The sequence below is a fragment of the Bacillus shivajii genome (genome assembly GCF_020519665.1).
GTDB lineage: Bacteria > Bacillota > Bacilli > Bacillales > Salisediminibacteriaceae > Bacillus_CA > Bacillus_CA shivajii.
Window position 1 is genome coordinate 1,473,627 of sequence record NZ_CP084703.1, and the last position, 22,561, is coordinate 1,496,187.

Below are 22,561 nucleotides of genomic sequence, written 5' to 3' on the forward strand. Positions count from 1 at the left end.
TGAAATAAAGCCGCAACGAGTATAAACTCAGTTGCGGCTCTTTAACATATTTAGAATGGGTTAGAAGCTTGTTGACAAAAATGAATCTGGCTTTGCACAAGGGGGGCATCGTCTTTTTTCTTTACGTATTCATATTCACCATTATCCATTTGATACCTTGCTTTAACGTTATCTTCTAATGATATACGAAGGATCTCTTTTATTCTCTGTTTAATTTTTTTACTATGGATTGGGAAAAGGATTTCAACTCGTTTCTCCATGTTTCTTGTCATCCAATCAGCAGAAGATAAATATGTGGCGTCTTTTCCATTTTGGTGGAAATAGTAGACGCGGCTATGTTCTAAAAAGCGGTCAACAATGCTACGGACGGTTATATTTTCACTAACACCAGTTATGCCAGGACGTAAGCAGCAAATGCCTCGGACAATTAACTCGATCTTGACACCTTCACAGCTTGCTTCATAAAGCTTCATAATGATGGGTTTATCTGTTAATGAATTCATTTTCGCGATGATTTTTCCGTTCTTGTATTTTTTTTGATAGGCGATTTCATCATCGATAAGTTTCAAAAATGTTTCTCTCATTTCAAAAGGGGCAGTGGATATGACATTCCAATTTGGTTTGTCGTTACATCCGCTTAAATGGTTAAAGATGTTAGAAGCATCGATGGCAATTTGTTCATCTGACGTAATTAATCCCATATCTGTATAAAATTTTGCAGTATGGTCGTTATAGTTTCCGGTGCTTAAGTGAACGAAACGTTGTATGGAATCATCATGTTGCCTTATGATAAGAGTGATTTTACTATGTGTTTTTAATCCAACAATGCCATATATGACATGAATACCTGCTTTTTCAAGCTTTTTAGCCCATTGAATATTTCTTTCTTCATCAAAACGTGCTTTTAACTCTACGAGAACCGTCACTTGTTTTCCAAGGTAAGCTGCCTCTTCTAATGCTTTTATAATTGGTGAGTCACCACTTACTCGATAAAGTGTTTGTTTTATAGCTAATACATTTGGATCAACGGCTGCTATTGTAATTAAGTCAACGATAGGTTGGAATGACTCATATGGATGATGGAGAAATACATCTTTTTTTAAAACTGTTTCAAAAAGGTCTTCTTTATCGTTTAAGTCCAAAGCGGGCTGAGGGATGTAGCTCTCATTTGTTAAATGTTCAAACTCATTAGAGATTTCTTCATAAAACGAAAACAACATCGATAAATCAATTGGACTTGTGACCTCATAAACGTCACCTCTTTTGAGTTCGAGCACGTTCATTAAAAAAGAGAGAACATCTTTATCCATTTGTTGTTTCTGAACTTCTAAACGTACTGCAGCTCCCCATTTCCTTTTTTTTAATTCTTTTTCTATTTCTTTTAATAAGTCCTGGGCCCCCTCTTCATGGATTGTTAAATCTGCATTACGTGTAATCCGAAAAGGCGAGACTGAAACAATGTCATTTCCTTGAAAAAGTCTCGCGATAAAATGGCGGATAACATCTTCAAGCAAGATGTAGTTACATGTTTGACTAGATGAAGGAAGCGGGATTGTTCTGTTAAGTATTGATGGAACTTGAACAATTGCCAACTTCTTATTTGTATCATTTACTTGAAGAACAACTGCTAAATTTAAACTTTTATTCATTAGCATTGGAAAAGGTCGGTACGCATCAATGGCTACCGGTGTTAATACAGGTGATATAAAGTATTCAAACCTATTTTTTACATAGTCGTATTGCTTCCTAGTTAGTTGATCAATTGATAAAAAGTGTATCCCTTCTGATTTTAACTTTGGAAGAATCACATTCATATACAAATCATCTTGAAGTGTAACAAGGTTGCTATTCATTTCTCTTATTTCCTTCAGTTGCTGTCTTGGTGTTAAACCAGCCTTATTCTCACGTTTATTAAATCCTGCTTTGACTTGATCTTTTAAACCGGCAACACGAACCATAAAAAACTCGTCTAAATTTGAACTGAATATTGCAAGAAATTTCAATCGTTCAAGAAGAGGGTTTGATTCATCGATGGCTTCTTCCAAGACACGTTTGTTAAATGCAAGCCAGCTTAACTCCCGGTTATTAAAATGAACAGGTTTATTCAATTCACGGTATTTTTGAATGTTGTTCATCACCAATAAACCTCCAAATTAGAAGTTAAACTTGTTGTAAAGATGATCTCTTGAACTGAAGTGACAATTTCTTTTTTAACGCACGTTCAATATGCTTTTTATATTTTGATGAATAAAAATATTCAAAGTAAGCATCTCCTGTACTATAAATAGTTAGGAGGAGGCCATGGTCTTCGTCGTTTGTTAACTGTAGTTTTTCAATAATATAACGATTCGAGATATTTAATGCATGACAAAATCTCACGATTGCTCCGAGTAACTCATATTTTTCAAGTTCTTCTGTTGTAACCCAATGTCTAAATGGGTTAGCGAATTGCTTCATTTGTGAACGGGACTTAAATGAAGCGATAAAAGCGATACCTAAACGCTCAAGGTGTGTTAATCCGTCAATTGATTGGTTTGTTATTAAATAAAAAGAATGCTCACTCTTTGACTCTGGATGAATTGTTTCACCGATATAAAATATTTTCGCTCCCCACCGCAACATTTTAAAATCTTTTTTAGTGAAGGTCTCTCCTAAACATTGATTGATTTGAGTAGCAAAATATGTTGCAAGAACAGCAATTCTTTGGTGATGGTGTATATTTAAAGAATAGAGATGACTTAATTGATAAAAGCTTTCCTCTGTTACATTCGGGAAATGAGTAATAGCGATTTCATTTAAATAAATTTCATAAAAGAGTCCATCCCTAAGTCCTTTATTGCTTACTGTGAATGTCTTCCCGTTACTGTAAGAAATTAAATTCTCTATCGCTGTTATAGCAGGGATGATAATATCTGCACGATCTTTTGATAGTCCATCTACTTGTTGGCGTTGTTTAAGTGTCAAATTATTCAACTTTTCGTTTACTGAGATTACATCTTCATAGGTCATTTCATACTGGTGGAGTCCCGTAATAGGGTAGTCAATAATATGTTGATGGATTGAAGCTAAATTTCTAGCCGTTCCTCCAATGCCAATGATAGGGACTGATTTATTTTTTAGCCAAGGTAATGATGCAAAGGACTGTTGTAAAAATGTCTTAAGTTCTTCCATCTCAACTTGTGATGGTTCATTCCCTTTGATAAACCTTTGTTTTAAAGTGAGTGCACCGAAAGGAAAGCTGTGAGAGTTGATAAGCTTTCTATTCTCATATAAGGTAACTTCCGTACTTCCTCCTCCGATATCTATTGTTATCCCGTTAAGAATGTTCGTGGAATTTGTAATTGCTAAATATCCATAATATGCTTCTTGTTCATCTGAAAGAACTTTAATGTCAAAATAACCTTGAGCTTTGATGGCAGCTAAAATATCTTGTTGATTTTTAGCGTTACGAATGGCGGCCGTTGCAACCCCTTTAATTGTACTTAGTGAATAGCTTGATACTACAGACTTAAAACGTTCTAATGTTTCTAAAATGATATCTATACCATCTTCTGTCATATTTTTATTTTCATCAATATATGTACTTAATCTTGCAACGACCTTTAAATTTTGAATTTCTTTAAAGCAGCCATTTGCATCTATGGAATATATCACAAAGCGAATTGAATTAGATCCCATATCGATAATGCCGATTTGATGTTGCATAGTTAGATCACCCTTATTTAAAGCGTTAGTATGAAATACGATTTGATGCTTCGGTAATATAAAAATAATCTCTTTCATTATATAAGTTTCTGTTGCTTCATGCGATTCATACATGAATTCAATTTGTTTACAAAGGAAGTCCTCTCATGTATACTACGATGAGGATAAATCGGAATGATTCTTAATCATTATGAAAAATCGAAGACTTTTTTTGAAGTAAGTGGAGGTTCCTATGAGTAATAAAAATCATCCATGGGCTGTTGAAATAGAAAACGTGACATTCTCCTATGGAAAAGAAAATGTATTAGAAAATATTCAACTTCGAATTCCGCAAGGCTCTTTCTTAGGATTAGTTGGACCGAACGGCTCAGGAAAATCTACACTTATAAAGTGTATCCTCGGTCTTGTTAAGCCATCTAAAGGGAGTATCCGCTTATACGGAAAACCAGTTGATAAATTTCAAAACTGGAGTCATGTTGGTTTTGTCTCACAAAAAGCAAACAGTTTTAACAGTGGATTTCCTGCAACTGTATTTGAAGTTGTTTCCATGGGCTTATATGGGAAGGTCGGCTTATTTCGCTTTTTAACGAAAAAACATAAAGAAAAAGTAAAAGAAGCAATTAAACAAGTAGGTATGGAAGATTATATGCAACAAAACATCGGACAGTTGTCTGGCGGTCAGCAACAACGTGTTTTTATTGCAAGAGCATTAGTTAGTGATCCTAAGCTTCTAATTCTCGATGAACCAACTGTTGGTGTGGATGCGCAATCTGTTCAAAACTTTTATAATATGCTAAAAAAGTTAAACGTAGAAGAAGGTATTACGTTAATTTTTATCACACATGACATCGGTGCAATGACAGAGTATATTACTGATGTTGCATGTTTAAATAAATATTTACATTTCCATGGTGACAAACATGAGTTTGAATCACAACAAGAAGAGATGATGTCTTCCCTTTATGGACATGACGTACAATTATTAACCCATAATCATGACCATTCTCACAACCACGATCATGGGGGCGAACACCCATGATATCCGTGTTCTTTCAATACGATTTCTTACGTTATTCTTTATATACAGGATTAATGATCGGTTTTTTAGCTCCGTTTATAGGAGTTTTTTTGGCGGTAAGAAGGTTAGCGATGATTGCAGATGCTTTATCGCATATAACGTTATCAGGAATAGCATTTAGTTTATTGCTTGGAAGACATTATTCTGTTTTTGCAGGGTTAAACCCTTTATATATGGGGATGACTTTTTCTGTCGGTGGCGCAATATTTATTGAAAATCTAAGAAATGCTTATCAATTCTATAAGGAACTTGCGATTCCCATTATTCTATCTGCAGGTATTGGTGTTGGCGTAGTTTTCATTTCACTTGCTAATGGCTTTAATACAGATTTGTTTGCTTATTTATTTGGAAGCGTTGTTGCGATTAGTCAATCAGACTTTCAAATGATTTCAATTATTACAGCTGTTGTTATCATATTAATTATCTTATTTTATAAAGAATGGTTCTTTTTAAGTTTTGATGAGGACCAAGCTGTGATCGCAGGAATTCCAAAAAAAGCGCTGCACTTTATTTTCATTATTATGGTTGGACTTACGATTGCCGCATCGATGAGAATTGTAGGGATCTTACTCGTATCATCATTAATGACACTTCCTGTTGCTGCTGCTATGCGTTGGGCAAGGGGATTTAAGCAAATGTTTGTTTATGCGGTGATTTTTGGTGAAATCTCTGTTGTGATTGGATTAATAAGTGCCTTTCATTTAGATGTTGTGCCAGGCGGAATGATTGTATTAGTTAATGTCGTTATATTATTAATATCAATATTGCTCACTCGAAAGCGTGCAGCATAAATAAGGTGAGAGCTCATGGAATTATTGCAACAATTAACATTTTTAGAACGAGGAATTATCGCCGGCTTAATGATTGGATTTATTTGTCCACTATTAGGTTCGTTTTTGTTAGTTAGAAGAATTACGGTCATTTCGGAAGCTCTTTCTCATATTACGTTAACTGGAATAGCAGCAGGGATCTTTTTAAGTCAAGCTGTAACGTGGCTTGCCTTTATAAACCCATTATATACAGGGCTTATTTTTTCTCTAATAGGGTCGCTACTCGTTGAAAAGCTTCGGCAAATATACAAACACTTCCAAGAGTTGGCGATTCCTATTATTTTGTCTGGTGGAATTGGGTTAGGAGCGATTCTAATTAGTTTGGGGCAAACAAATTATGCACAGTGGTACAACTATTTGTTTGGAAGTATCGTTACAGTAACTTTATCTGATTTGTATTTTATATTTGGTACAGGGATTGTGGCGCTCTTTATATTAGGTGGATTTTATAAAGAGCTACTCTCGATATCATTTGATCAAGAATTTGCAAAAACCTCTGGTATTTCTGTTAAAAGATTAAACTTCTTCTTTGCTGTATTAATTGCGCTTGTCATTTCAATGTCGATGAAAGTAGTTGGCATACTATTAGTCGGTGCTATGGTAACATTACCAGTAGCTGCGAGTATTCAAATAGCAAAAAGCTTCCGCCAAGTCGCTCTACTTGCGATTTTATTTGGTGAATTAGCGATGATCGGTGGTATAATTGCATCATATTACTTTAACATAGCAACAGGTGGAATGATTGTCGTAACAGGTATTGTCATACTACTCGTAGCTATATTAGTTAAAAAAATGAAAATGTTCATCCAAACAGTAAAATCAGTATAAGGGTCAGAGGGGGAGACGAGCCGTGAATATGCAAGAAGCAATGCAACGTTTAAAAGAAGAAGGATTTAAGCATACAGATAAACGTGAAGATATATTGCAGTTATTCTCCGATGAGAAAAGATATTTAGCAGCTAAAGACGTATTAGATCATCTCCAAGAAAAATATGGGGGATTAAGTTTCGATACAATTTATCGTAACCTTTCTCTTTTTACAGACTTAGGGATATTGGAAGCAACAGAGTTAGATGGTGAAAAAAAGTTTCGATTTTCGTGTTCTACAGAACACCATCACCATCATTTAATTTGTTTAGATTGTGGAAAGACAAAGCATATTCATGACTGTCCGATGGAGATGTTTCCAATTGGAGATGAAAGTTTTAAAATAGTTGGACATAAATTTGAAGTATATGGATATTGTAATCAATGCCAAAAAAACGAAAACCCAAGCTAAAGTTATAATTGCTTAGCTTGGGTTTTTTGCTTGTTTTTATTAGAATTTATTTCATGTATGACCAACTGCCCTTAGAGTTGAGAATAGAGCTCATCGAATTTTATAGCAATGATTGAACAATTTTTTTTGCAGCTTGCCAATCTTTTGCACGATTAACGAGTTTATGAACAGGGTCTTGGTTGTAAGGTGTATCCATTAAAATAACAGGAATTTCGCACTCTTCAGCTATATTACACGCATTATCGTGCTTATCTTCAAAGAAAAGATCGACACGATGTTGTTTTACGGCAGAAATTTTATCATGTGTACCAATTAGTTCGATGTGATCATATGGAACTTTTGTTTTATTAAACCAATCAGTAGTCAGGTTTAAATATTCAGTTGGTCTTGCACTAATGTAATAAAGCTCATGCTCATTTGTCCACTCTGTTAATATTTGATGTGCATCAATCGCTAATTCAGCTTGCGCATAAATATTTGGTTCGTGTATTTTCATCCATTTCCAAAAATCTTCTTTTGTCACACCGAGAGCTGTTGATAATTCGTATTCTTTAATGTCATGAATCGTGAGCTCTTTTTTAAAGTGTTCATTTAAATACGGGATAAAGGTTGCTGGATCCGTTACTGTTCCATCAATGTCAATCCCAAAACGTTTTTTATTCATTTTCTCACCACTTTACACTTGAAATCATTGTCATCCATAATCACTCTTTTATTGTAACATACTAAGGCTACACGTAATGGCAAAGGAGTGGATTTAGATGTCCGAATATGATAAGAATCACCCACGTGATTTCCATGTAGTAAAAGATGAGCGTAGTGATGATAAAAAGGTTGACCCTGAAAAGGAACATCATCCTGACTTAAGAGAAGAAACAGCGGCTGAATATACGCCCAATCCTGGCTTAGTAGGGGGAAGACAACAAGTTGATCTTTCTTCTGATAAGACAAGAGAAGTTGAAGATACAGAAAATGAAGATGAAGCAGTAGCAGGTAAAGGTGTCGGTACACTTGCACTTGCTTTATCAATCGTATCTTTATTTTTCTTGCCAATCATTTTTGCCGCTGCAGGCTTAGTCTTAGGGTTTGTTTCGCTTAATCGACATGCAAAAGGGCTTGGCTATACAGCAATTGCTATTAGTGCCTTTTCGATTATCATGAGTGTCTTTTTCGCACCATTTGTATCATAAAATGCCATACGTGTGATGTTTCATATAAATGGAACATGATGAGGCTGGTCATAAGTGGCCAGTCTTTTAAATTGTTATTGATGTTTTCTCTACTAGTAAAGTTACTGACAAATAGAAAAAGTCGCGGACAAATAGAAAAAGTCGCGGACAAATGGAAAAAGTTGCGGACAAATAGAAAAAGTCGCGGACAAATAGAAAAAGTTGCGGACAAATAGAAAAAGTTGCGGACAAATTGAAAAAGTCGCGGACAAATGGAAAAAGTTACGGACAAATCGAAAAAGTCGCGGACAAATGGAAAAAGTCGCGGACAAATCAAAAAACTCACGGACAAATGGAAAAAGTTGCGGATAAATCGAGATTTTCGCGGACAAACAGAAAAAGTTGCGGACAAACCGAAAAAGTTACGGACAAATCGAAAAAGTCGCGGACAACTTTATAATATAAAAAACGCGGAGAAAATTCCCCGCGTTTTTAGCCGTTATTTTGTTTCTAATTGTTCTTTTTCAAGACGCTGTTTTTCTTCGTGTTCAGCTGCTAATTTATCAATTTCTTTCTTAAGTTCCTCAACCATCGTTTCTTCAGGTACTTTACGGATGGTCTTTCCTTTACGGAATAAAAGTCCTTCGCCGCGAGCTCCTGCGATACCGATATCTGCTTCTTTCGCTTCACCTGGGCCGTTAACGGCACAGCCAAGCACAGAAACTTTAATTGGAGCATTTATTTTTTGAATATATTCATCGACTTCGTTTGCAATACTGATTAAATCAATCTCAATTCTTCCGCAAGTAGGGCATGAAACTAATGTAGCTGCATTTGCTGCTAGACCAAAGGATTTAAGTAGCTCTTTAGCAACTTTTACCTCTTCAACAGGGTCTGCACTTAAGGAGATACGAACTGTACTTCCGATCCCTTTATGGAGCAATATTCCTAATCCGGCAGAACTTTTTACTGTTCCTGAAAAAAGTGTTCCGGATTCAGTGATCCCTAAATGAAGTGGATAATTAAAAGTTTTTGCCGCTTTTTCGTAAGCTTCGACTGCTAAATTCACATCAGAAGCTTTCATTGAAACGATAATGTCATGGAAGTCGAGATCTTCTAAAATTTTGATATGATGAAGAGCACTTTCGACCATGCCGTCAGCAGTAGGGTAGCCATACTTTTCTAAAATTCGTTTTTCAAGTGATCCAGCATTGACCCCAATACGAATTGGAATTCCTTTTTCCTTTGCCGCATTAACAACGGCTTCTACTTTTTCTTTTCTACCGATATTCCCTGGGTTGATTCGGATTTTATCTGCTCCGCCTTCAATAGCTTTTAGAGCGAGCTTATAATCAAAATGAATATCAACGACGAGTGGAATGTTAATACGTTTTTTAATTTCAGAAATTGCCTCAGCATCTTTCATTTCTGGACATGCTACACGAACAATTTGACATCCGGCTTCTTCTAAACGTGTAATTTCAGCAACCGTTGCTTCAACATCATGTGTTTTTGACATTGTCATACTTTGAATCGTTACTTCATCTGTCCCGCCAATCGTTAAATGGCCAACTTTGACCGGACGTGTATCTCTACGATGAATGATCTCAGTCATTCTTAGATCGCCCCTTTATTTTATAAAAGTAATAAATGAATAGTAATTGCAATTTCACTTTATCCATTGTATCAACGGGGCAGCAAAGTGGCAAGAACTATGAGTGATCTTCATCACTTATCGTCGAATAGAGTGGAAATCGATATGATTCTCCGACGATAATACGGTGTGCTTCTATTTGTGGATTTAATGCTTCGAAGTCATTGACAACTTGTTCTGCTTGAACGTTAAATGGTTCGTCTTGATGTAAGGCTTGGACAATACCATAAACAGTGTGTCCTGCTTCTACGATGACCTCCTCATAAGCTAGAGCAGGTTCGGCAATGTCACTTTCATCAGAGTCATCTATATCATCTTCTAATTGAGAAGCGACAAGTTCAGGTTCAGGACTTTCATTTATTGATTGATCGGGGATCGTCCCTGTATTTAAATCGTAATAAGCACTAGCAATAACGATGATAATAATAGTAAGTACAAGAATTGGTCTCATTAGACATTCTCCTTTTATATACATGTTCTTTATAAAACAATATGCTTGTCCACTTAAGTTAGAACATTTTTTTGGAGGTGAAAGAGTGAATTCAAAAGAACGTATGATCATTATGGTACTTAGTATGCTTCCACTAATTATGGTTGTTGGTAATTCAATATTTATTCCCATCTTACCTAATATTGAACATGCATTAATGCTTCATCCAACTGAAACAGGTTGGATTATAACGGCATTCGCTGTGCCAGCAGCTGTGACAATTCCTTTAATTGGTTATTTATCAGATCTATATGGAAGGAAGAAGTTAATTCTTATATCCTTAGCAATTATTTGTATAGGTAATGTTATTTCAATAATTGCAGCGGTAATACCTCCTTTCCCATCATCATATCTATTATTGTTAGTCGGACGAGCAATTCAAGGTTTTGGGGCAGGAGGTACAGCACCACTTGCAATGACAATGGTCGGGGATCTTTTTCGTGAAAAAAAGCGAAGTGTTGCCCTTGGAGCAATCGAGGTATCAAATGGAGTAGGAAAGATGATGAGTCCGTTTTTAGGGATTCTAGCTGTCATGATTATTTGGTACAGTTCGTTTTTCTTATATTTTTTAATGGCTTTGGTTGCATTTCTCACAATGTTTTTCTTTATAAAATTTGATAAAAGGGCACCTTATACAAGTTTTCATGATTATCGAAAGACGATTCAATATGCATTTAAGCGTCAGTATTATTGGTTGATTCCTGTTTTTTTTACAGGTGGAGTGGTACTCTTTATTTTATTTGGTCTATTGTTTTATTTATCGTACGAAGCAGAGAGGATCTATGGAATTATTGGGTGGTCAAAAGGGGTATTATTTTTTATTCCATTTGGATTACTTACGATTGCTTCATATGTTTCAGGAAAGTTTATTGGTGGGAATGATGAACATATACCAAGGGTCATGTTCGTATCTTTACTTCTTTTATTTTTAAGTGTCATCATTGGAATGATTGATCATAACTTCTATGTCCTTATGTTTGTTATATCTGCCTTTTCTATAGGAGCTGGGTTGCTATTACCTGTTTGTAACCTTTTTGTGACTTCTAGCGTCTCAAAGAGTGAGCGAGGAATGGTCGTATCAATTTATAGTATGGTTCGGTTTTTAGGAGTGGCTCTCGGCCCACTGATATATAGTTATTGGATGATGTATGAATGGGACATGTTTTTAAGGTCAACGTTATTACTAATGGGCATGACTGCTCTATTGTATACGGGATGGGTCATGAAGGAGAAGAGAATGGGTGCTCTTGGCAGTATATAGTAAATAGACCTTTTGTCCCTTTCTTTTTATGGAGAAATAGTGTTTTCTACTTATAGGGGATAAATGTATAAATACGATGGTGAAAGGGATGATCATATGCGTCAAAGTATATGGAAAATAGGATTAACAACCTTTGCATTTTGGTTTTTATTTGTTTCTGTCTCATTTGCAGATGCGATACCTGGAGATGTCATCATTACTTTAGGTGAGGATTTATCTGAAGAGGATAAGCAAACATTATTAAATGAAATGGGTGCAGACCTAGATGAGGCACAAGTGATTTACGTAACAAATGAAGAAGAACATGAATATTTAGGAGACTATATCCCCGCTAGTCAAATAGGTAGTAACGCAATTTCTTCCTCTATGATAACAATCACTGATAGTGGAGAAGGAATTAACGTTGAAACGAATAACATTACTCGTATCACGGAAGGAATGTATGCAAACGCACTTGTTACTGCCGGTGTGAGAGATGCTGATGTGTATGTCACTGCTCCCTTTGGAGTATCTGGGACAGGAGCTTTAACAGGACTTATAAAAGCTTATGAAATCTCTGCTGATGAAGCAATTCCAGAAGAACAAAAACAAATTGCCAATGAAGAGCTTGTTAGAACTGTAGAGCTTGGTGACGAATATGGTGTCGATAAAGCGACAGAGTTGATGGCTCGAATTAAAGAAGAAATTGCAAAACAAGATATTGAAACAGAAGAAGATTTGCGTGATCTTATTCAGCGTATTGCAGGTGAATTAGGAATGACGTTAACAGACGAAGAGCTTAATGGTCTTGTCTCTTTGTTTAATCGTATGAAAGATATGAACATTGATTGGGATCAAGTTCAAAATCAAATAAATAAAATTCGTGATAACATTACCGATTTTATTCAGAGTGAAGAAGGGCAAGGGTTTATTCAAGCGGTCGTTGATTTCTTTGCAGAGCTTTTTGATGCTGTGCGAGGTTGGTTATCATCAACGATTTATAATGTTCCAAATCAATATGAAGTAATGAGTAGTGAAATCACGGAAAAATATAAATAGCTATATTGAACGGTGTGAGTGACTCATGCCGTTCTTTTTCAATTTCTTTATGTTCTTTGCTTTAGGAGAGGCTAATATTCTTCGAGCTGCCTCGACGCATCATCTTCCACCGTCACCGGAGCTGAAGAAATAGAAATATAAAAAAAGGAAAAAGATTATTCTGAGTGAATGAATTTCATAAATCCCAGCTCTTATGGGTCTGGTTAAGCTATAAAGTCCATTTTGACCTCGTTACGATGGTTTATAACGGAATGAAACTTTTTTCAAGATATTTCGTAGATGTACATAAGTGTAAAGATTGATACAATAGATATAACAAATGTAAAGAATGAGACAGGGGGAATTAAAATGGAAATGTTAGATAATGCCTCCTTTGGCTTCTTCGTTGTTTTTATAGCTACGTTATTTATTTTTGGAGAGCTAATGGTAAGGGTAAAAGGGATATTTGGTATCATAGGTGTTGTTATTATGGCGTTGTATTTTTCACACCATCTAACGGCCTCTGCTAGCTTATGGGTTGTGCTCTTATATTTAATAGGTTTAATGTTAATCATCTTTGATGGTAAAGTAACGGGAGACGGTACGGTAGCTGCTATTGGGATCCTTTTAATGATACTAGGACTTGCAATCCCTTCACCAAATATCGTATATGGAATTTTAGTGGCAATGGCTCTTATGTTGGCAGCACCTACTTCATATTTGTTTACAAAAGTTTTTCCAAAGCGAGATATGTGGGCGAAGCTTACTTTTAAAGACAAACTATCTAGTGAAGAAGGCTATAATTCAATGAATGAAGAATTCAAGGAGTTAGTAGGAAAAACAGGGATAACAAAGACTCCATTTCGTCCGACAGGTACAATTGAAGTGGATGGTAAATTATATAGTGCAACAACAGATAATCAATGGGTAGAAGCGGAGAAAAAAATAAAAGTAATTTCAGCAGATGGAACGAGGATCGTTGTCGTGCCTGAAAAATAACATGAAGCCTGATTTTAAAAAACAAGTACCTGGCTCATGCCAAAGGTACTTGTTTCTTTTTAATGAAGATTATTATACTAACAATATTTAATCGTACTATTGTCCAGCTAAAATAAAATGAAAAGAGGATGATTCATAAGTGCCTAGCACTTTTGAGTCATCCTCTTTACGTTAAGCAACGATGAGATAAAAGGTCACATGGATGTGACTTAAGTTTATTCAGATTTTATTCGTTTGTAGGTGGTACTGGAGCATCGGGCTGTTTTGGTTGAGGTACTTCTCTAAGGACGAAATACATCATGATAATCGCGATCACCCAATAAATAGTAAACGAAAATGGAATAAATATTCCTAAAGCTTCGATGACTGCAAACAATGTAGTGGGTAAAGTTACTGCATACACAGATAGAACCCAGCAATGGCGGTAACGAAGCTGTGAGGCTGTATTCCGCTTCATAAATAATGTAATCAGTGAAAGCGTAAAGATCCCGATAAACTTCAACCCTGTTGTGAAGATATACATAAATACTAGAATAAGACCAATAATGAGAGGGAGTAGCCCACCAACATTTTCGGAAAACTCCAATACTTGGTCTCTTGAAACATTTAAGCCGAGTTGTTGATAATTAAATGATTCTGTGATGCCTCCTGTAATAAAAACAGCTTCACGTTCTAACATTGCAAAGCCATCTCCATAGGTGGATACATCAGTAAGTGAATATTCCCCTGTCGGATCAAAAATAATGACACCATCTTCTTCATCGATCACGACTGGCTCTTCAACATCTGCGTCTAGCACTCCGTTTTGAATCGTGAAGTCAGGTACTGAATCATTTAAATGCGTATCCACTTGGTTATATAATGAGTTGAATCCGCTTCCTAACATGATCCCTGCAGGAATACTTGTAATTAACATTAAGAAAAATACATAAAGTATCGCCTTACCGATTTTTTGGAAACGGAATTTTGCGATCGTTTCTGGCGAGTATAAACTTTTAATAAATTGTTGAATAATATTCATCAGTGCACTCCTTTTTTTAACCCTTGATTTATTTTAATCGATTTCGTGACTCTATTGAAAAATATACAATTTTATTTTATCGAAAGAAAAATTCAGAAACAAGCATTGGTTTTTTTGTCGAAAAAGTGTAGGATAATGAATGGCATATGAAAACTTAATAAAATCTTTACAATTGATTAACAAACAATTAATACTTTAAGCGTAATATGGACTTCGTTGACGAAAGAAGTCGATTACATGGATTAAGGGGATGAGCTGGTTGGAAATACCATTAAGGGATCTACTATTTATGTTTTTTGGTGGATTGGCAATTTTCTTATTTGGAATTAAATACTTAGGTGATGGTTTACAAAAAGTTGCAGGGGATAAGCTTAGAGAAATCTTAGAGAAGTTTACAAGTAACCCACTAATGGGAGTATTAACAGGTATCGTTGTAACAGTATTATTACAAACGAGTACTGGAGCTACAGTACTAACAATCGGTCTTGTTAATGCTGGTTTCATGACTTTTAGACAAGCGATCGGTGTTATTATGGGTGCCAATGTTGGTACAACCGCTACGGCATTTATTATCGGACTCAAAATTTCTGATTATGCACTGCCTATTATTGCAATTGGAACGTTTCTAATCTTCTTTATTAAGAATAAAAAAGCGAACAATTATGGACAAGTATTTTTCGGATTTGGTGCGCTTTTCTATGGTTTAAACTTAATGGGAGACGGTTTATATCCACTTCGTGACTTAGAAGTGTTTAGAGAATTAACCGTTTCAATGAGTGAAAATCCGTTATTAGGTGTCTTAATCGGTGTTATTTTTACTGTAAGTGTACAGAGTTCAACAGCTTCAATTGGTTTACTACAGCAATTATATGCTCAAGGAGCACTTGATTTGCAAGCAGCTCTACCTGTTTTATTTGGTGATAATATTGGTACAACCATTACAGCTGTTATTGCAGCATTAGGTGCTTCTCTTGCTGCTAAGCGTGCAGCGGCATCTCACGTTATCTTCAACTTAGTTGGCGCAACGATTGTGATAATATTTATTGTCCCGTATACGAAAATGATTGCCGCATTGAGTGAAAGACTTCAATTAGAACCAGAAATGCAAATAGCATTTGCACATGGTATTTTTAATGGGGCAAATGTTTTATTACAGTTACCATTTGTCGCAGTTATCGCATACATTGTAATGAAAATTTTACCGGGTAAAGAAAATGTCATTGAGTACAAGGCTCAGCATTTAGACCCTACATTAATATCTCAATCCTCGTCAATTGCACTTGGTCAGGCGAAAAAAGAAACGTTAAGAATGGCTGAGCTTTCTGAGCAAGGTTTAAAAGAAGCCGCTCAATTTGTGAAAACAAAACATAAACGTCATGCTGAACTAACTTATCAGTTTGAAGATGCGGTCAATAATTTAGATAGAAAGATCACCGATTATTTAGTGAAAGTTTCCGCTAACTCACTCTCAGTTCAAGATTCTGCGATCCATTCCATGTTAATGGATACTGTTCGTGATATTGAACGAGTCGGAGATCATATGGAAAATATTATTGAACTTGCTGAATACCAAGTTACGAATAAGGTGAAAATGTCAGAGCTTGCTATGGAAGATTTAAATGAAATGTTTGATTTAACAATTGAAACATTACACAAGGCAGTAAAAGCCCTTGAAGATGGCGATATTGTTGCTGCAAGGTCTGTTGTATTAAAAGAAGAACAAATTGATAAAATGGAACGTCAGCTACGCAAAAAGCACATTATACGTTTAAATGAAGGTAGCTGTGATGGTTCTGCTGGAATCGTATTCGTTGATATGGTTAGTAACCTAGAACGTATCGGTGACCATGCAGTAAATATTGCAGAAGCTGTTATTGGCGAAGAAGAATAGTATTTGTTGGGGTTGTTCACTTAAGTTCAACCCCCACTTTTTCCTTTACAAAACGATATTAAAAAAAATAATAAAAAAATATAAAAGAAATTGTTGACTTTAAATTAAAAGACATGCTAATATATTCATTGTCTCACCGAAAAGGAAATCAAAGTTTATGGCGGTGTAGCTCAGCTGGCTAGAGCGTACGGTTCATACCCGTGAGGTCGTGGGTTCGACTCCCTCCGCCGCTACCATATAAATTTTTTTCACTGAGACGGAAAACATAATTAAACCAAGGACCCTTAGCTCAGTTGGTTAGAGCTGACGGCTCATAACCGTCCGGTCGTAGGTTCGAGTCCTACAGGGTCCACCATATAATACGGAGGAGTACCCAAGTCCGGCTGAAGGGATCGGTCTTGAAAACCGACAGGGGCTTCACGGCCCGCGGGGGTTCGAATCCCTCCTCCTCCGCCATACATAAGATACAAACTCACTGAAATTACAGTGAGTTTTTATTTTTATCGCTGAACGATTCTTTACTTAAATGATGAATGATGTATAAGGAGAAGGGAAAATGAATATTTATATAACCGAATCAGCTGAAACAGAACTATTATCTAGGCGTCCAGAACTTACTTCTAATCTATTACTAATTAAATTTGATATAGATGGGTGTGGCTGTGTTGTAAGTGGCGTAAGTAAGTTAATAGAGGTTAAGGAAATTTCCGAGGGGGAAGAACTCCTTCTATGCAATTCAAAATGCTTAAAGGTTGCGGTTCAAACCCAATATAAATGGGCATATGACAATACAATAATCATTGAATATTCTACTACGGCAAAGATGTTTCAACTAAAAAGCCCAAATGAAATGTTAAATCCTAGAATGATGTTTGTTCCTTTAGTGTAATAGCTTTTATAGTAGGCATCACTAATGATTTTTAGAATAATGAAAGCATTTTATTTGAATCATCATGTTAATTCTGATAATGTAAAAATTAAATGAAGCCCCTTTTCTACTGTGAGAAGGGTGCTATCATAGTGGGCTGATACCGAGGATTGTATCTTGGTTTTATCAGAGACCTACATAATTATTAAGGAGGAGATATGAAATGGCATTTACACTTCCAGAACTACCATACTCACATGACGCATTAACACCACACATTGATGAAGAAACAATGAAGATTCACCACGGGAAGCATCACAACACTTACGTTACTAAGTTAAATGGTGCACTTGAAGGGCATAGCGACCTTGAAGGTAAAAGCTTAGAGGACTTATTATCTAATCTTGACCAAGTTCCTGAAAGCATCCGTGGAGCTGTTCGTAATAACGGTGGTGGACATTACAACCACACGTTATTCTGGCAAATCATGTCTCCAAATGGTGGAGGAGAACCTACTGGTGATTTAGCAGATGCTATTAATGGAGCGTTTGGAAGCTTTGACAAGTTCAAAGAAGAATTCAAAAATGCTGCGCTAACTCGTTTTGGTTCCGGTTGGGCATGGCTAGTTGTGAACAACGGCAAAGTAGAAGTAACAAGTACTCCAAACCAAGACACTCCTATTATGGAAGGTCAAACACCAATTCTAGGTGTTGACGTTTGGGAGCATGCTTACTACCTTAAGTATCAAAACAAGCGTCCTGACTACGTTGATGCATTCTTTAACGTTGTTAACTGGGATGAAGTTGCAAAGCGTTACGCTGAAGCAAAATAATGTTAAAACCCCTGTATGCCAAACGGCCTTCAGGGGTTTTTTAGTGTACTTGATGATTGTTGGTAAATTAGCTTTGTTGCTTAGTCGGTAGAGGTATACTATTTTACCTCCTTCATGAATTGAAATCTGGCTTCACGATAGAGATTGACGCTAAAATTATAAAGGGTGGATGTTGGTACTTTCAACTTATTAAAGACATCTATTATCGTTATAGATTATAAATTCAAAATGACCTAGGCGTCTATCACCATTACACACTATAATTCAAAAAGTTAACACTCTTGCAAATCAACATAAAAAGGACGTTTTGTTTTTTGTTATAAATCCAATGATTTGTTTTTTATTTTGATAGCAACTTTACAACCGACTTCGTTTCATCCATTTCTTTAGCGATTAGTTGGTTCTGTTTATTTAAATTGTCAACTGTAGCACTTACTTCTTCCAAACTGGCAGAAGCTTGCTCGATCATAGATGCAAAATCAGTTGTAGAATCTTTAATGTTTGCAGAGTTATTTTTAGCTACCTCAGCTAATTCGCTAAAGGAATTGAATTGGTTGTTAATAAAAGTTAATGATTTGTTCAGTTCAGTAAAGAAGTCATTCATTTCACTAGTTTTGTTTAAATTTTGAGTAACCATTTGTTTATTGACGTCCATTTTATATAAAGCTGATTCATTTGTTTGGTTTACACTAGAAATGTTATTCGTTATTTTTTCAGCTGTTTTATTCGTCATTTCAGCTAACTTACGAATTTCATCAGCTACAACTGCAAACCCTTTTCCGGCTTCACCAGCTCTAGCTGCTTCGATAGAGGCATTAAGAGCAAGTAAATTTGTCTGTTCACTTATGTTGATAATGTCTTGAGAGAAGTTATTTGTTTCATTAATTTTGTTCGTTAATGTAGCAAATGAAGAACTCAATTCCTCGATCTGTCCTTCTAACGTTTTCATTTCTTCCATTAAGTTAGATAAGAGCTCACTTCCAGAAGTAGAGTTTGATGTTGCTTGTTCTATTTGTGTTTTTATATCGTTTGACTTCCTTAACATATCTTCCATCTGAGAAAGTGTATTTTCAGAATTTGAGGAGATTGTTGTAATCTGATCACTTTGAATAGAGCTAGCAGATGCTATTTCAGAGACAACGGTTGAAATTTCATCTTGTGACTGGACGTTTTCCTGGACTCTATCGTTAACACTAGCTATTTTTTCCATCATCTCTTTAACGCTATTTTCTAAGTTGTGTTTATCGTTCTCTTTTTGTTTCGCTTCAGTTTCGCTTCTAACAAGTAATTCTTCAATTTGCTTAAATTGTCTAGAGCTTAAATAAATTTGAACATTACATAAAAGACCAATTAAAAAGTAGACAAGCATGGTTGACGCAAAGTTTTCTTGAAGTATTTGTGCTTCAATAGGTGAATGAAATGTATTGAGGTATATACCTATAATACCAAGTGTAAAACCAATCCAAAAAACCGCTCGGTGCATATGTACGGTAGATACAATAGCTAAAAAGATGAAAATTAAAGTTACCGCTAATCCTCCACCAAACAAGTAAATATAAGTTATAGTAAATATGTAAATTAACGGGATTGCAATATAAGGAAAAAGTGTTTCTCTTTTTACACTGTACTTAAGTATAAAATAAAGAGCGATTAGAAAAATAATTTCAATTCCATATAGCATGCTTTTAGTTAATTCTTCTTGAACAATGGTTAAAATCAATCCACTAAAAATTGAAATGAAAAGAGCGGTAAATACTAATACATTTTTCTTTTGAATATCTTTTAATTTAATATGGTCGACTTCGGTCATAAAATTGTTCCCCCTTAATTAGAAATAAAAATCCACCCTAATTATTATATCGGTAAAAAACCTTTATCTTTTTAATTGAATAAAGTGAAAATTTATTGACAATCGTTTTATGTTTATTTGTCAATCACTCCTTTTTCATCTCGATGTTTCCGCATATCATCTTATCGTAGTGGCACAATAATGTGTGTGATGTTAAAAGGAGCGTCGGCACATGAAAAAGGTTGTAAAAGCATTTATCGGTGATGTAGAAGTAAATCGAGATCTGAATTTTCTTTTACTCATTGGTGGTTTATATGCGTTAGGTATTGCTTTATCTAATACATTTGTCAATGTATACTTATGGAAGCAGTCAGGCGAATTTATGGATCTTGCAATATATAATTTGTCTGTCGTTATTATGCACCCCTTGACCTTTATTTTAGCTGGAAAGTTGGCGAAAAAGATCGACCGCGTAGTCGTTTTGCGGTTAGGGGTTATTTTTTTATCGATTTTTTACTTTACCGTTTTATTTTTAGGAGAAGATGCAGGGAAGTATTTAATTTTACTCGGTGCTTTACTAGGGGTAGGGTATGGGTTTTACTGGTTGTCGTTTAATATTCTTACATTTGAAATCACAGAGCCAGAAACACGAGACTTTTTTAATGGATTCTTAGGTATTTTAACATCCTTTGCTGGAATGATTGGTCCTATTGGGGCTGGTTTTCTTATCACTCATATGGAGAAGCTAACAGGGTACAAGCTCATCTTTGGAATTTCACTAAGCTTGTTTGTAGCCGCTGTTATCGTTAGTTTTTTTCTGGAAAAGAGGACTACAAAAGGGAAATATGAATTAATGAGTGTCATAAAAATTCGTAAAGAGTATGAAGCGTGGAGACGAATATTGTATGCTCATTTTTTTCAAGGTTTGCGTGAAGGGAGCTTTGTTTTTGTCATTGTTGTTTGGGTATATGTGGCAACGGGGAGTGAGCTTGCATTAGGTACATATGGATTAATCGCTTCAGCTGTTGCATTTGTCTCCTATTTCTTGGTGGGAAGATTTATTAAGCCTCACTTTCGAAAAAAAGCAATTTTTATTGGTGGGATCATCTTATATTTGGCAGTATTATTTATTGTTTTCGAATTAAACTTTACACTCTTAATTGCTTACGGTGTAACAATTTCAATCGCATATCCACTCCTTTTAGTTCCATACGTATCGTTAACATATGATGTTATAGGTAGTGGTTGGAAAGCCGCTGAAATGCGTGTAGAATACATTGTTGTTCGTGAACTGTTTGTAAACACAGGGAGAATTACGTCTATATTAATATTAATGGCGTTTATTCTTATATTTAAAGAGGATCAAGGGATTCCTTACGCATTAATGCTTCTAGGGATTGGGCACATGGTGATTTATTGGTGCATAAGGAAAATTAACTTGCCGATATCTAGAGATAAGGAAACATATAGTGTAATGAAGAAGCGCCACAAGCAAATGGAATAAGGCGACAAAATATGGAGGAATATAACTGTCGAATCTCTTGGACGCTCTATTGATATAACTTTAAAATATGATATAATAAAGACAAATCAAAGATAACGTTGCCTGCGGTGTTGGTGAACTTCGAGTATTAATTCGAACCGAACACCAATTCACATTGGGAGCTTAAGATTAAAGTTTGGCCAACATGCCTCTAAGAGGAAGTTGAATATTCTTTTGAAAGCACCCACCTGCCATCGAGCGGGTTCGTGAAATCTGGAAGATAACCGCACATGCGGGCACACTTTTATAGACACCTTTATTTAAGGTGTCTATTCTTGTAGTGGAACGTATTACAATTCGCCTGTTCTTAGCTAAAATTTCAATTAGGATAAAGGGTTAGGATGATTTAATTGAATAGTGAGTATAAAGATCTATGATATTAATAATGAGTTTTAATAAATATAAAGAAAGTTAACTTTGACTATAGAAAAATTTAAAAAAATCACTCATAATTATTAATGGTAAAAGTTGTTCAATAAAATGGATTCAATTGTTTTAGCCATATGTTTGAAAATAAGTTTATTTTATTAGATTATTTATGTGAATCAATTTCATAATTACGTTTTTTGCGCAATGAAACGAATGATATTATAAATTTTCTCATTAAATGTATGTTTTATTTGTACTATCAGAATTTATAGAGCGTCCGAGCATAGGTTATATCTTATAGTGGGTGGGAACCCCACCGGGCAAGAGCTAACCACTCACCCGTAACGAGTCTTGGAGGGTTGTAGGCAACTATAACCTTTAAGCGTAGACAGTAAGACAGTGGGCCGTAAGCCAAGTGGTTGAAGGGATTGAGCTTCGAAAACTTATAAATGGGAAAGCTGATGGTCTTATAATTCCAGAAAGCAATACCTGTATAAACACTATGGTAAGTTTATATAGGTTTCCCCGGAGTCTGTGACCTCGGCACGCTGGACATTGGTAGGGTATGGCAACTCGGGAGGTCCTGAATGATCTTCTGGAAAAGAAGTATGGTAGACAAGCGATACAAAGTGAGGAAGCCAAATGTCATTCAGGAAGTCGGATGGATGCGTAGTACCAATGAAGTCGGGTAACGCTGACGGAGGAAAGGCATCCACCTTGTATCGATCGAATCAGGGACACATGAACTACACACAGAGGTAGGAGG

The 22,561-nt window shown here is 35.6% G+C and carries 19 protein-coding genes, 3 tRNA genes and 1 other RNA gene; 16 read left to right on the forward strand and 7 right to left on the reverse strand.

Annotation, left to right across the window (positions count from 1 at the left end; all coding sequences use genetic code 11):
- Positions 1–50 precede the first annotated feature (50 nt).
- Together LGQ02_RS07135 and LGQ02_RS07140 are read right to left on the reverse strand one after the other, a co-directional pair.
- Positions 51–2,135, reverse strand: coding sequence for an RNA degradosome polyphosphate kinase (locus tag LGQ02_RS07135; protein ID WP_226518245.1), 2,085 nt, complete (start codon positions 2,133–2,135; stop codon positions 51–53).
- A 25-nt stretch (positions 2,136–2,160) separates the two neighbouring features.
- Positions 2,161–3,705, reverse strand: coding sequence for a Ppx/GppA family phosphatase (locus tag LGQ02_RS07140; RefSeq protein ID WP_226517514.1), 1,545 nt, complete (start codon positions 3,703–3,705; stop codon positions 2,161–2,163).
- A 232-nt stretch (positions 3,706–3,937) separates the two neighbouring features.
- On the opposite strand from LGQ02_RS07140, the gene LGQ02_RS07145 reads away from it, so the two are divergent.
- The 4 genes from LGQ02_RS07145 to LGQ02_RS07160 are packed head-to-tail and all read left to right on the forward strand — an operon-like array spanning position 3,938 to position 6,892.
- Positions 3,938–4,744 carry a metal ABC transporter ATP-binding protein gene (locus tag LGQ02_RS07145; protein WP_226517515.1) on the forward strand — a complete coding sequence of 269 codons (807 nt, stop codon included), beginning with the start codon at positions 3,938–3,940 and terminating at the stop codon, positions 4,742–4,744.
- Positions 4,741–5,574: a metal ABC transporter permease gene (locus tag LGQ02_RS07150; protein WP_226517516.1), complete on the forward strand. Its 834-nt coding sequence runs from the start codon at positions 4,741–4,743 to the stop codon at positions 5,572–5,574. Before LGQ02_RS07145 ends, LGQ02_RS07150 begins: the two co-directional genes overlap by 4 nt.
- 15 nt (positions 5,575–5,589) lie before the next feature.
- A complete protein-coding gene (locus LGQ02_RS07155; RefSeq protein ID WP_226517517.1) occupies positions 5,590–6,441 on the forward strand; it encodes a metal ABC transporter permease in 852 nt (283 codons plus the stop codon).
- 22 nt (positions 6,442–6,463) lie between these two features.
- Positions 6,464–6,892 (forward strand): Fur family transcriptional regulator, encoded by a 429-nt coding sequence (locus LGQ02_RS07160; protein ID WP_226517518.1) that lies wholly within the window; start codon positions 6,464–6,466, stop codon positions 6,890–6,892.
- A 100-nt stretch (positions 6,893–6,992) separates the two neighbouring features.
- Here the strand turns inward: LGQ02_RS07160 and LGQ02_RS07165 are convergent, their stop codons facing one another.
- A complete protein-coding gene (locus LGQ02_RS07165) occupies positions 6,993–7,556 on the reverse strand; it encodes a 5' nucleotidase, NT5C type (RefSeq protein WP_226517519.1) in 564 nt (187 codons plus the stop codon).
- 97 nt (positions 7,557–7,653) lie between these two features.
- Here LGQ02_RS07165 and LGQ02_RS07170 point away from each other — a divergent pair, with 97 nt between their 5' ends.
- Positions 7,654–8,082 carry a DUF4190 domain-containing protein gene (locus LGQ02_RS07170; protein WP_226517520.1) on the forward strand — a complete coding sequence of 143 codons (429 nt, stop codon included), beginning with the start codon at positions 7,654–7,656 and terminating at the stop codon, positions 8,080–8,082.
- A gap of 478 nt (positions 8,083–8,560) precedes the next feature.
- Here the strand turns inward: LGQ02_RS07170 and ispG are convergent, their stop codons facing one another.
- Together ispG and LGQ02_RS07180 are read right to left on the reverse strand one after the other, a co-directional pair.
- Entirely contained in the window at positions 8,561–9,676 is a 1,116-nt protein-coding gene (gene ispG, locus LGQ02_RS07175) for a flavodoxin-dependent (E)-4-hydroxy-3-methylbut-2-enyl-diphosphate synthase (protein WP_226517521.1), read from the reverse strand.
- Between the two features lie 97 nt (positions 9,677–9,773).
- Positions 9,774–10,166 carry a hypothetical protein gene (locus tag LGQ02_RS07180; protein WP_226517522.1) on the reverse strand — a complete coding sequence of 131 codons (393 nt, stop codon included), beginning with the start codon at positions 10,164–10,166 and terminating at the stop codon, positions 9,774–9,776.
- Positions 10,167–10,251: 85 nt separating this feature from the next.
- On the opposite strand from LGQ02_RS07180, the gene LGQ02_RS07185 reads away from it, so the two are divergent.
- The 3 genes from LGQ02_RS07185 (at position 10,252) to LGQ02_RS07195 (ending at position 13,482) form a co-directional block, all read left to right on the forward strand.
- Positions 10,252–11,466, forward strand: a complete 1,215-nt coding sequence (locus LGQ02_RS07185) for an MFS transporter (RefSeq protein WP_226517523.1) — start codon at positions 10,252–10,254, stop codon at positions 11,464–11,466.
- A gap of 96 nt (positions 11,467–11,562) precedes the next feature.
- Positions 11,563–12,504: a DUF1002 domain-containing protein gene (locus LGQ02_RS07190; RefSeq protein WP_226518246.1), complete on the forward strand. Its 942-nt coding sequence runs from the start codon at positions 11,563–11,565 to the stop codon at positions 12,502–12,504.
- Between the two features lie 348 nt (positions 12,505–12,852).
- A complete protein-coding gene (locus tag LGQ02_RS07195) occupies positions 12,853–13,482 on the forward strand; it encodes an NfeD family protein (protein ID WP_226517524.1) in 630 nt (209 codons plus the stop codon).
- A gap of 226 nt (positions 13,483–13,708) precedes the next feature.
- Here the strand turns inward: LGQ02_RS07195 and LGQ02_RS07200 are convergent, their stop codons facing one another.
- On the reverse strand, positions 13,709–14,503 hold the full coding sequence (locus tag LGQ02_RS07200; protein ID WP_226517525.1) for a DUF1189 domain-containing protein: 795 nt from the start codon (positions 14,501–14,503) through the stop codon (positions 13,709–13,711).
- Between the two features lie 259 nt (positions 14,504–14,762).
- Here LGQ02_RS07200 and LGQ02_RS07205 point away from each other — a divergent pair, with 259 nt between their 5' ends.
- The 6 genes from LGQ02_RS07205 to LGQ02_RS07230 all read left to right on the forward strand — a co-directional run bounded on the left by LGQ02_RS07205 (position 14,763) and on the right by LGQ02_RS07230 (position 18,094).
- Complete coding sequence (locus tag LGQ02_RS07205) at positions 14,763–16,394, forward strand: Na/Pi cotransporter family protein (RefSeq protein WP_226517526.1); 1,632 nt, start codon at positions 14,763–14,765, stop codon at positions 16,392–16,394.
- Between the two features lie 159 nt (positions 16,395–16,553).
- Positions 16,554–16,630: transfer RNA gene (locus LGQ02_RS07210), tRNA-Met, on the forward strand.
- Positions 16,631–16,672: 42 nt separating this feature from the next.
- A tRNA-Ile gene (locus LGQ02_RS07215) sits at positions 16,673–16,749 on the forward strand.
- 8 nt (positions 16,750–16,757) lie between these two features.
- A tRNA-Ser gene (locus tag LGQ02_RS07220) sits at positions 16,758–16,850 on the forward strand.
- Positions 16,851–16,950: 100 nt separating this feature from the next.
- Positions 16,951–17,283 (forward strand): iron-sulfur cluster biosynthesis family protein, encoded by a 333-nt coding sequence (locus LGQ02_RS07225; protein ID WP_226517527.1) that lies wholly within the window; start codon positions 16,951–16,953, stop codon positions 17,281–17,283.
- Positions 17,284–17,485: 202 nt separating this feature from the next.
- The gene (locus LGQ02_RS07230) at positions 17,486–18,094 is read left to right on the forward strand and encodes a superoxide dismutase (RefSeq protein WP_226517528.1); all 609 of its coding nucleotides are present in this window, start codon (positions 17,486–17,488) and stop codon (positions 18,092–18,094) included.
- Between the two features lie 340 nt (positions 18,095–18,434).
- Here LGQ02_RS07230 and LGQ02_RS07235 read toward each other — a convergent pair whose 3' ends face one another.
- Complete coding sequence (locus LGQ02_RS07235; protein WP_226517529.1) at positions 18,435–19,904, reverse strand: methyl-accepting chemotaxis protein; 1,470 nt, start codon at positions 19,902–19,904, stop codon at positions 18,435–18,437.
- Positions 19,905–20,115: 211 nt separating this feature from the next.
- On the opposite strand from LGQ02_RS07235, the gene LGQ02_RS07240 reads away from it, so the two are divergent.
- Together LGQ02_RS07240 and ssrS are read left to right on the forward strand one after the other, a co-directional pair.
- Positions 20,116–21,387: an MFS transporter gene (locus LGQ02_RS07240; protein WP_226517530.1), complete on the forward strand. Its 1,272-nt coding sequence runs from the start codon at positions 20,116–20,118 to the stop codon at positions 21,385–21,387.
- 96 nt (positions 21,388–21,483) lie between these two features.
- Positions 21,484–21,669, forward strand: a non-coding RNA gene (gene ssrS / locus LGQ02_RS07245) — 6S RNA.
- Positions 21,670–22,561 lie beyond the last annotated feature (892 nt).

Coding starts and splice junctions, on each gene's coding strand:
- LGQ02_RS07135 (WP_226518245.1), bottom strand. CDS start 2,135: ATGAACAACATTCAAAAATACCGTGAATTGAATAAACCTGTTCATTTT.
- LGQ02_RS07240 (WP_226517530.1), top strand. CDS start 20,116: ATGAAAAAGGTTGTAAAAGCATTTATCGGTGATGTAGAAGTAAATCGA.
- LGQ02_RS07190 (WP_226518246.1), top strand. CDS start 11,563: ATGCGTCAAAGTATATGGAAAATAGGATTAACAACCTTTGCATTTTGG.
- LGQ02_RS07230 (WP_226517528.1), top strand. CDS start 17,486: ATGGCATTTACACTTCCAGAACTACCATACTCACATGACGCATTAACA.
- LGQ02_RS07165 (WP_226517519.1), bottom strand. CDS start 7,556: ATGAATAAAAAACGTTTTGGGATTGACATTGATGGAACAGTAACGGAT.
- LGQ02_RS07170 (WP_226517520.1), top strand. CDS start 7,654: ATGTCCGAATATGATAAGAATCACCCACGTGATTTCCATGTAGTAAAA.
- LGQ02_RS07235 (WP_226517529.1), bottom strand. CDS start 19,904: ATGACCGAAGTCGACCATATTAAATTAAAAGATATTCAAAAGAAAAAT.
- LGQ02_RS07180 (WP_226517522.1), bottom strand. CDS start 10,166: ATGAGACCAATTCTTGTACTTACTATTATTATCATCGTTATTGCTAGT.
- LGQ02_RS07140 (WP_226517514.1), bottom strand. CDS start 3,705: ATGCAACATCAAATCGGCATTATCGATATGGGATCTAATTCAATTCGC.
- LGQ02_RS07145 (WP_226517515.1), top strand. CDS start 3,938: ATGAGTAATAAAAATCATCCATGGGCTGTTGAAATAGAAAACGTGACA.
- LGQ02_RS07225 (WP_226517527.1), top strand. CDS start 16,951: ATGAATATTTATATAACCGAATCAGCTGAAACAGAACTATTATCTAGG.
- LGQ02_RS07150 (WP_226517516.1), top strand. CDS start 4,741: ATGATATCCGTGTTCTTTCAATACGATTTCTTACGTTATTCTTTATAT.
- ispG (WP_226517521.1), bottom strand. CDS start 9,676: ATGACTGAGATCATTCATCGTAGAGATACACGTCCGGTCAAAGTTGGC.
- LGQ02_RS07195 (WP_226517524.1), top strand. CDS start 12,853: ATGGAAATGTTAGATAATGCCTCCTTTGGCTTCTTCGTTGTTTTTATA.
- LGQ02_RS07200 (WP_226517525.1), bottom strand. CDS start 14,503: ATGAATATTATTCAACAATTTATTAAAAGTTTATACTCGCCAGAAACG.
- LGQ02_RS07155 (WP_226517517.1), top strand. CDS start 5,590: ATGGAATTATTGCAACAATTAACATTTTTAGAACGAGGAATTATCGCC.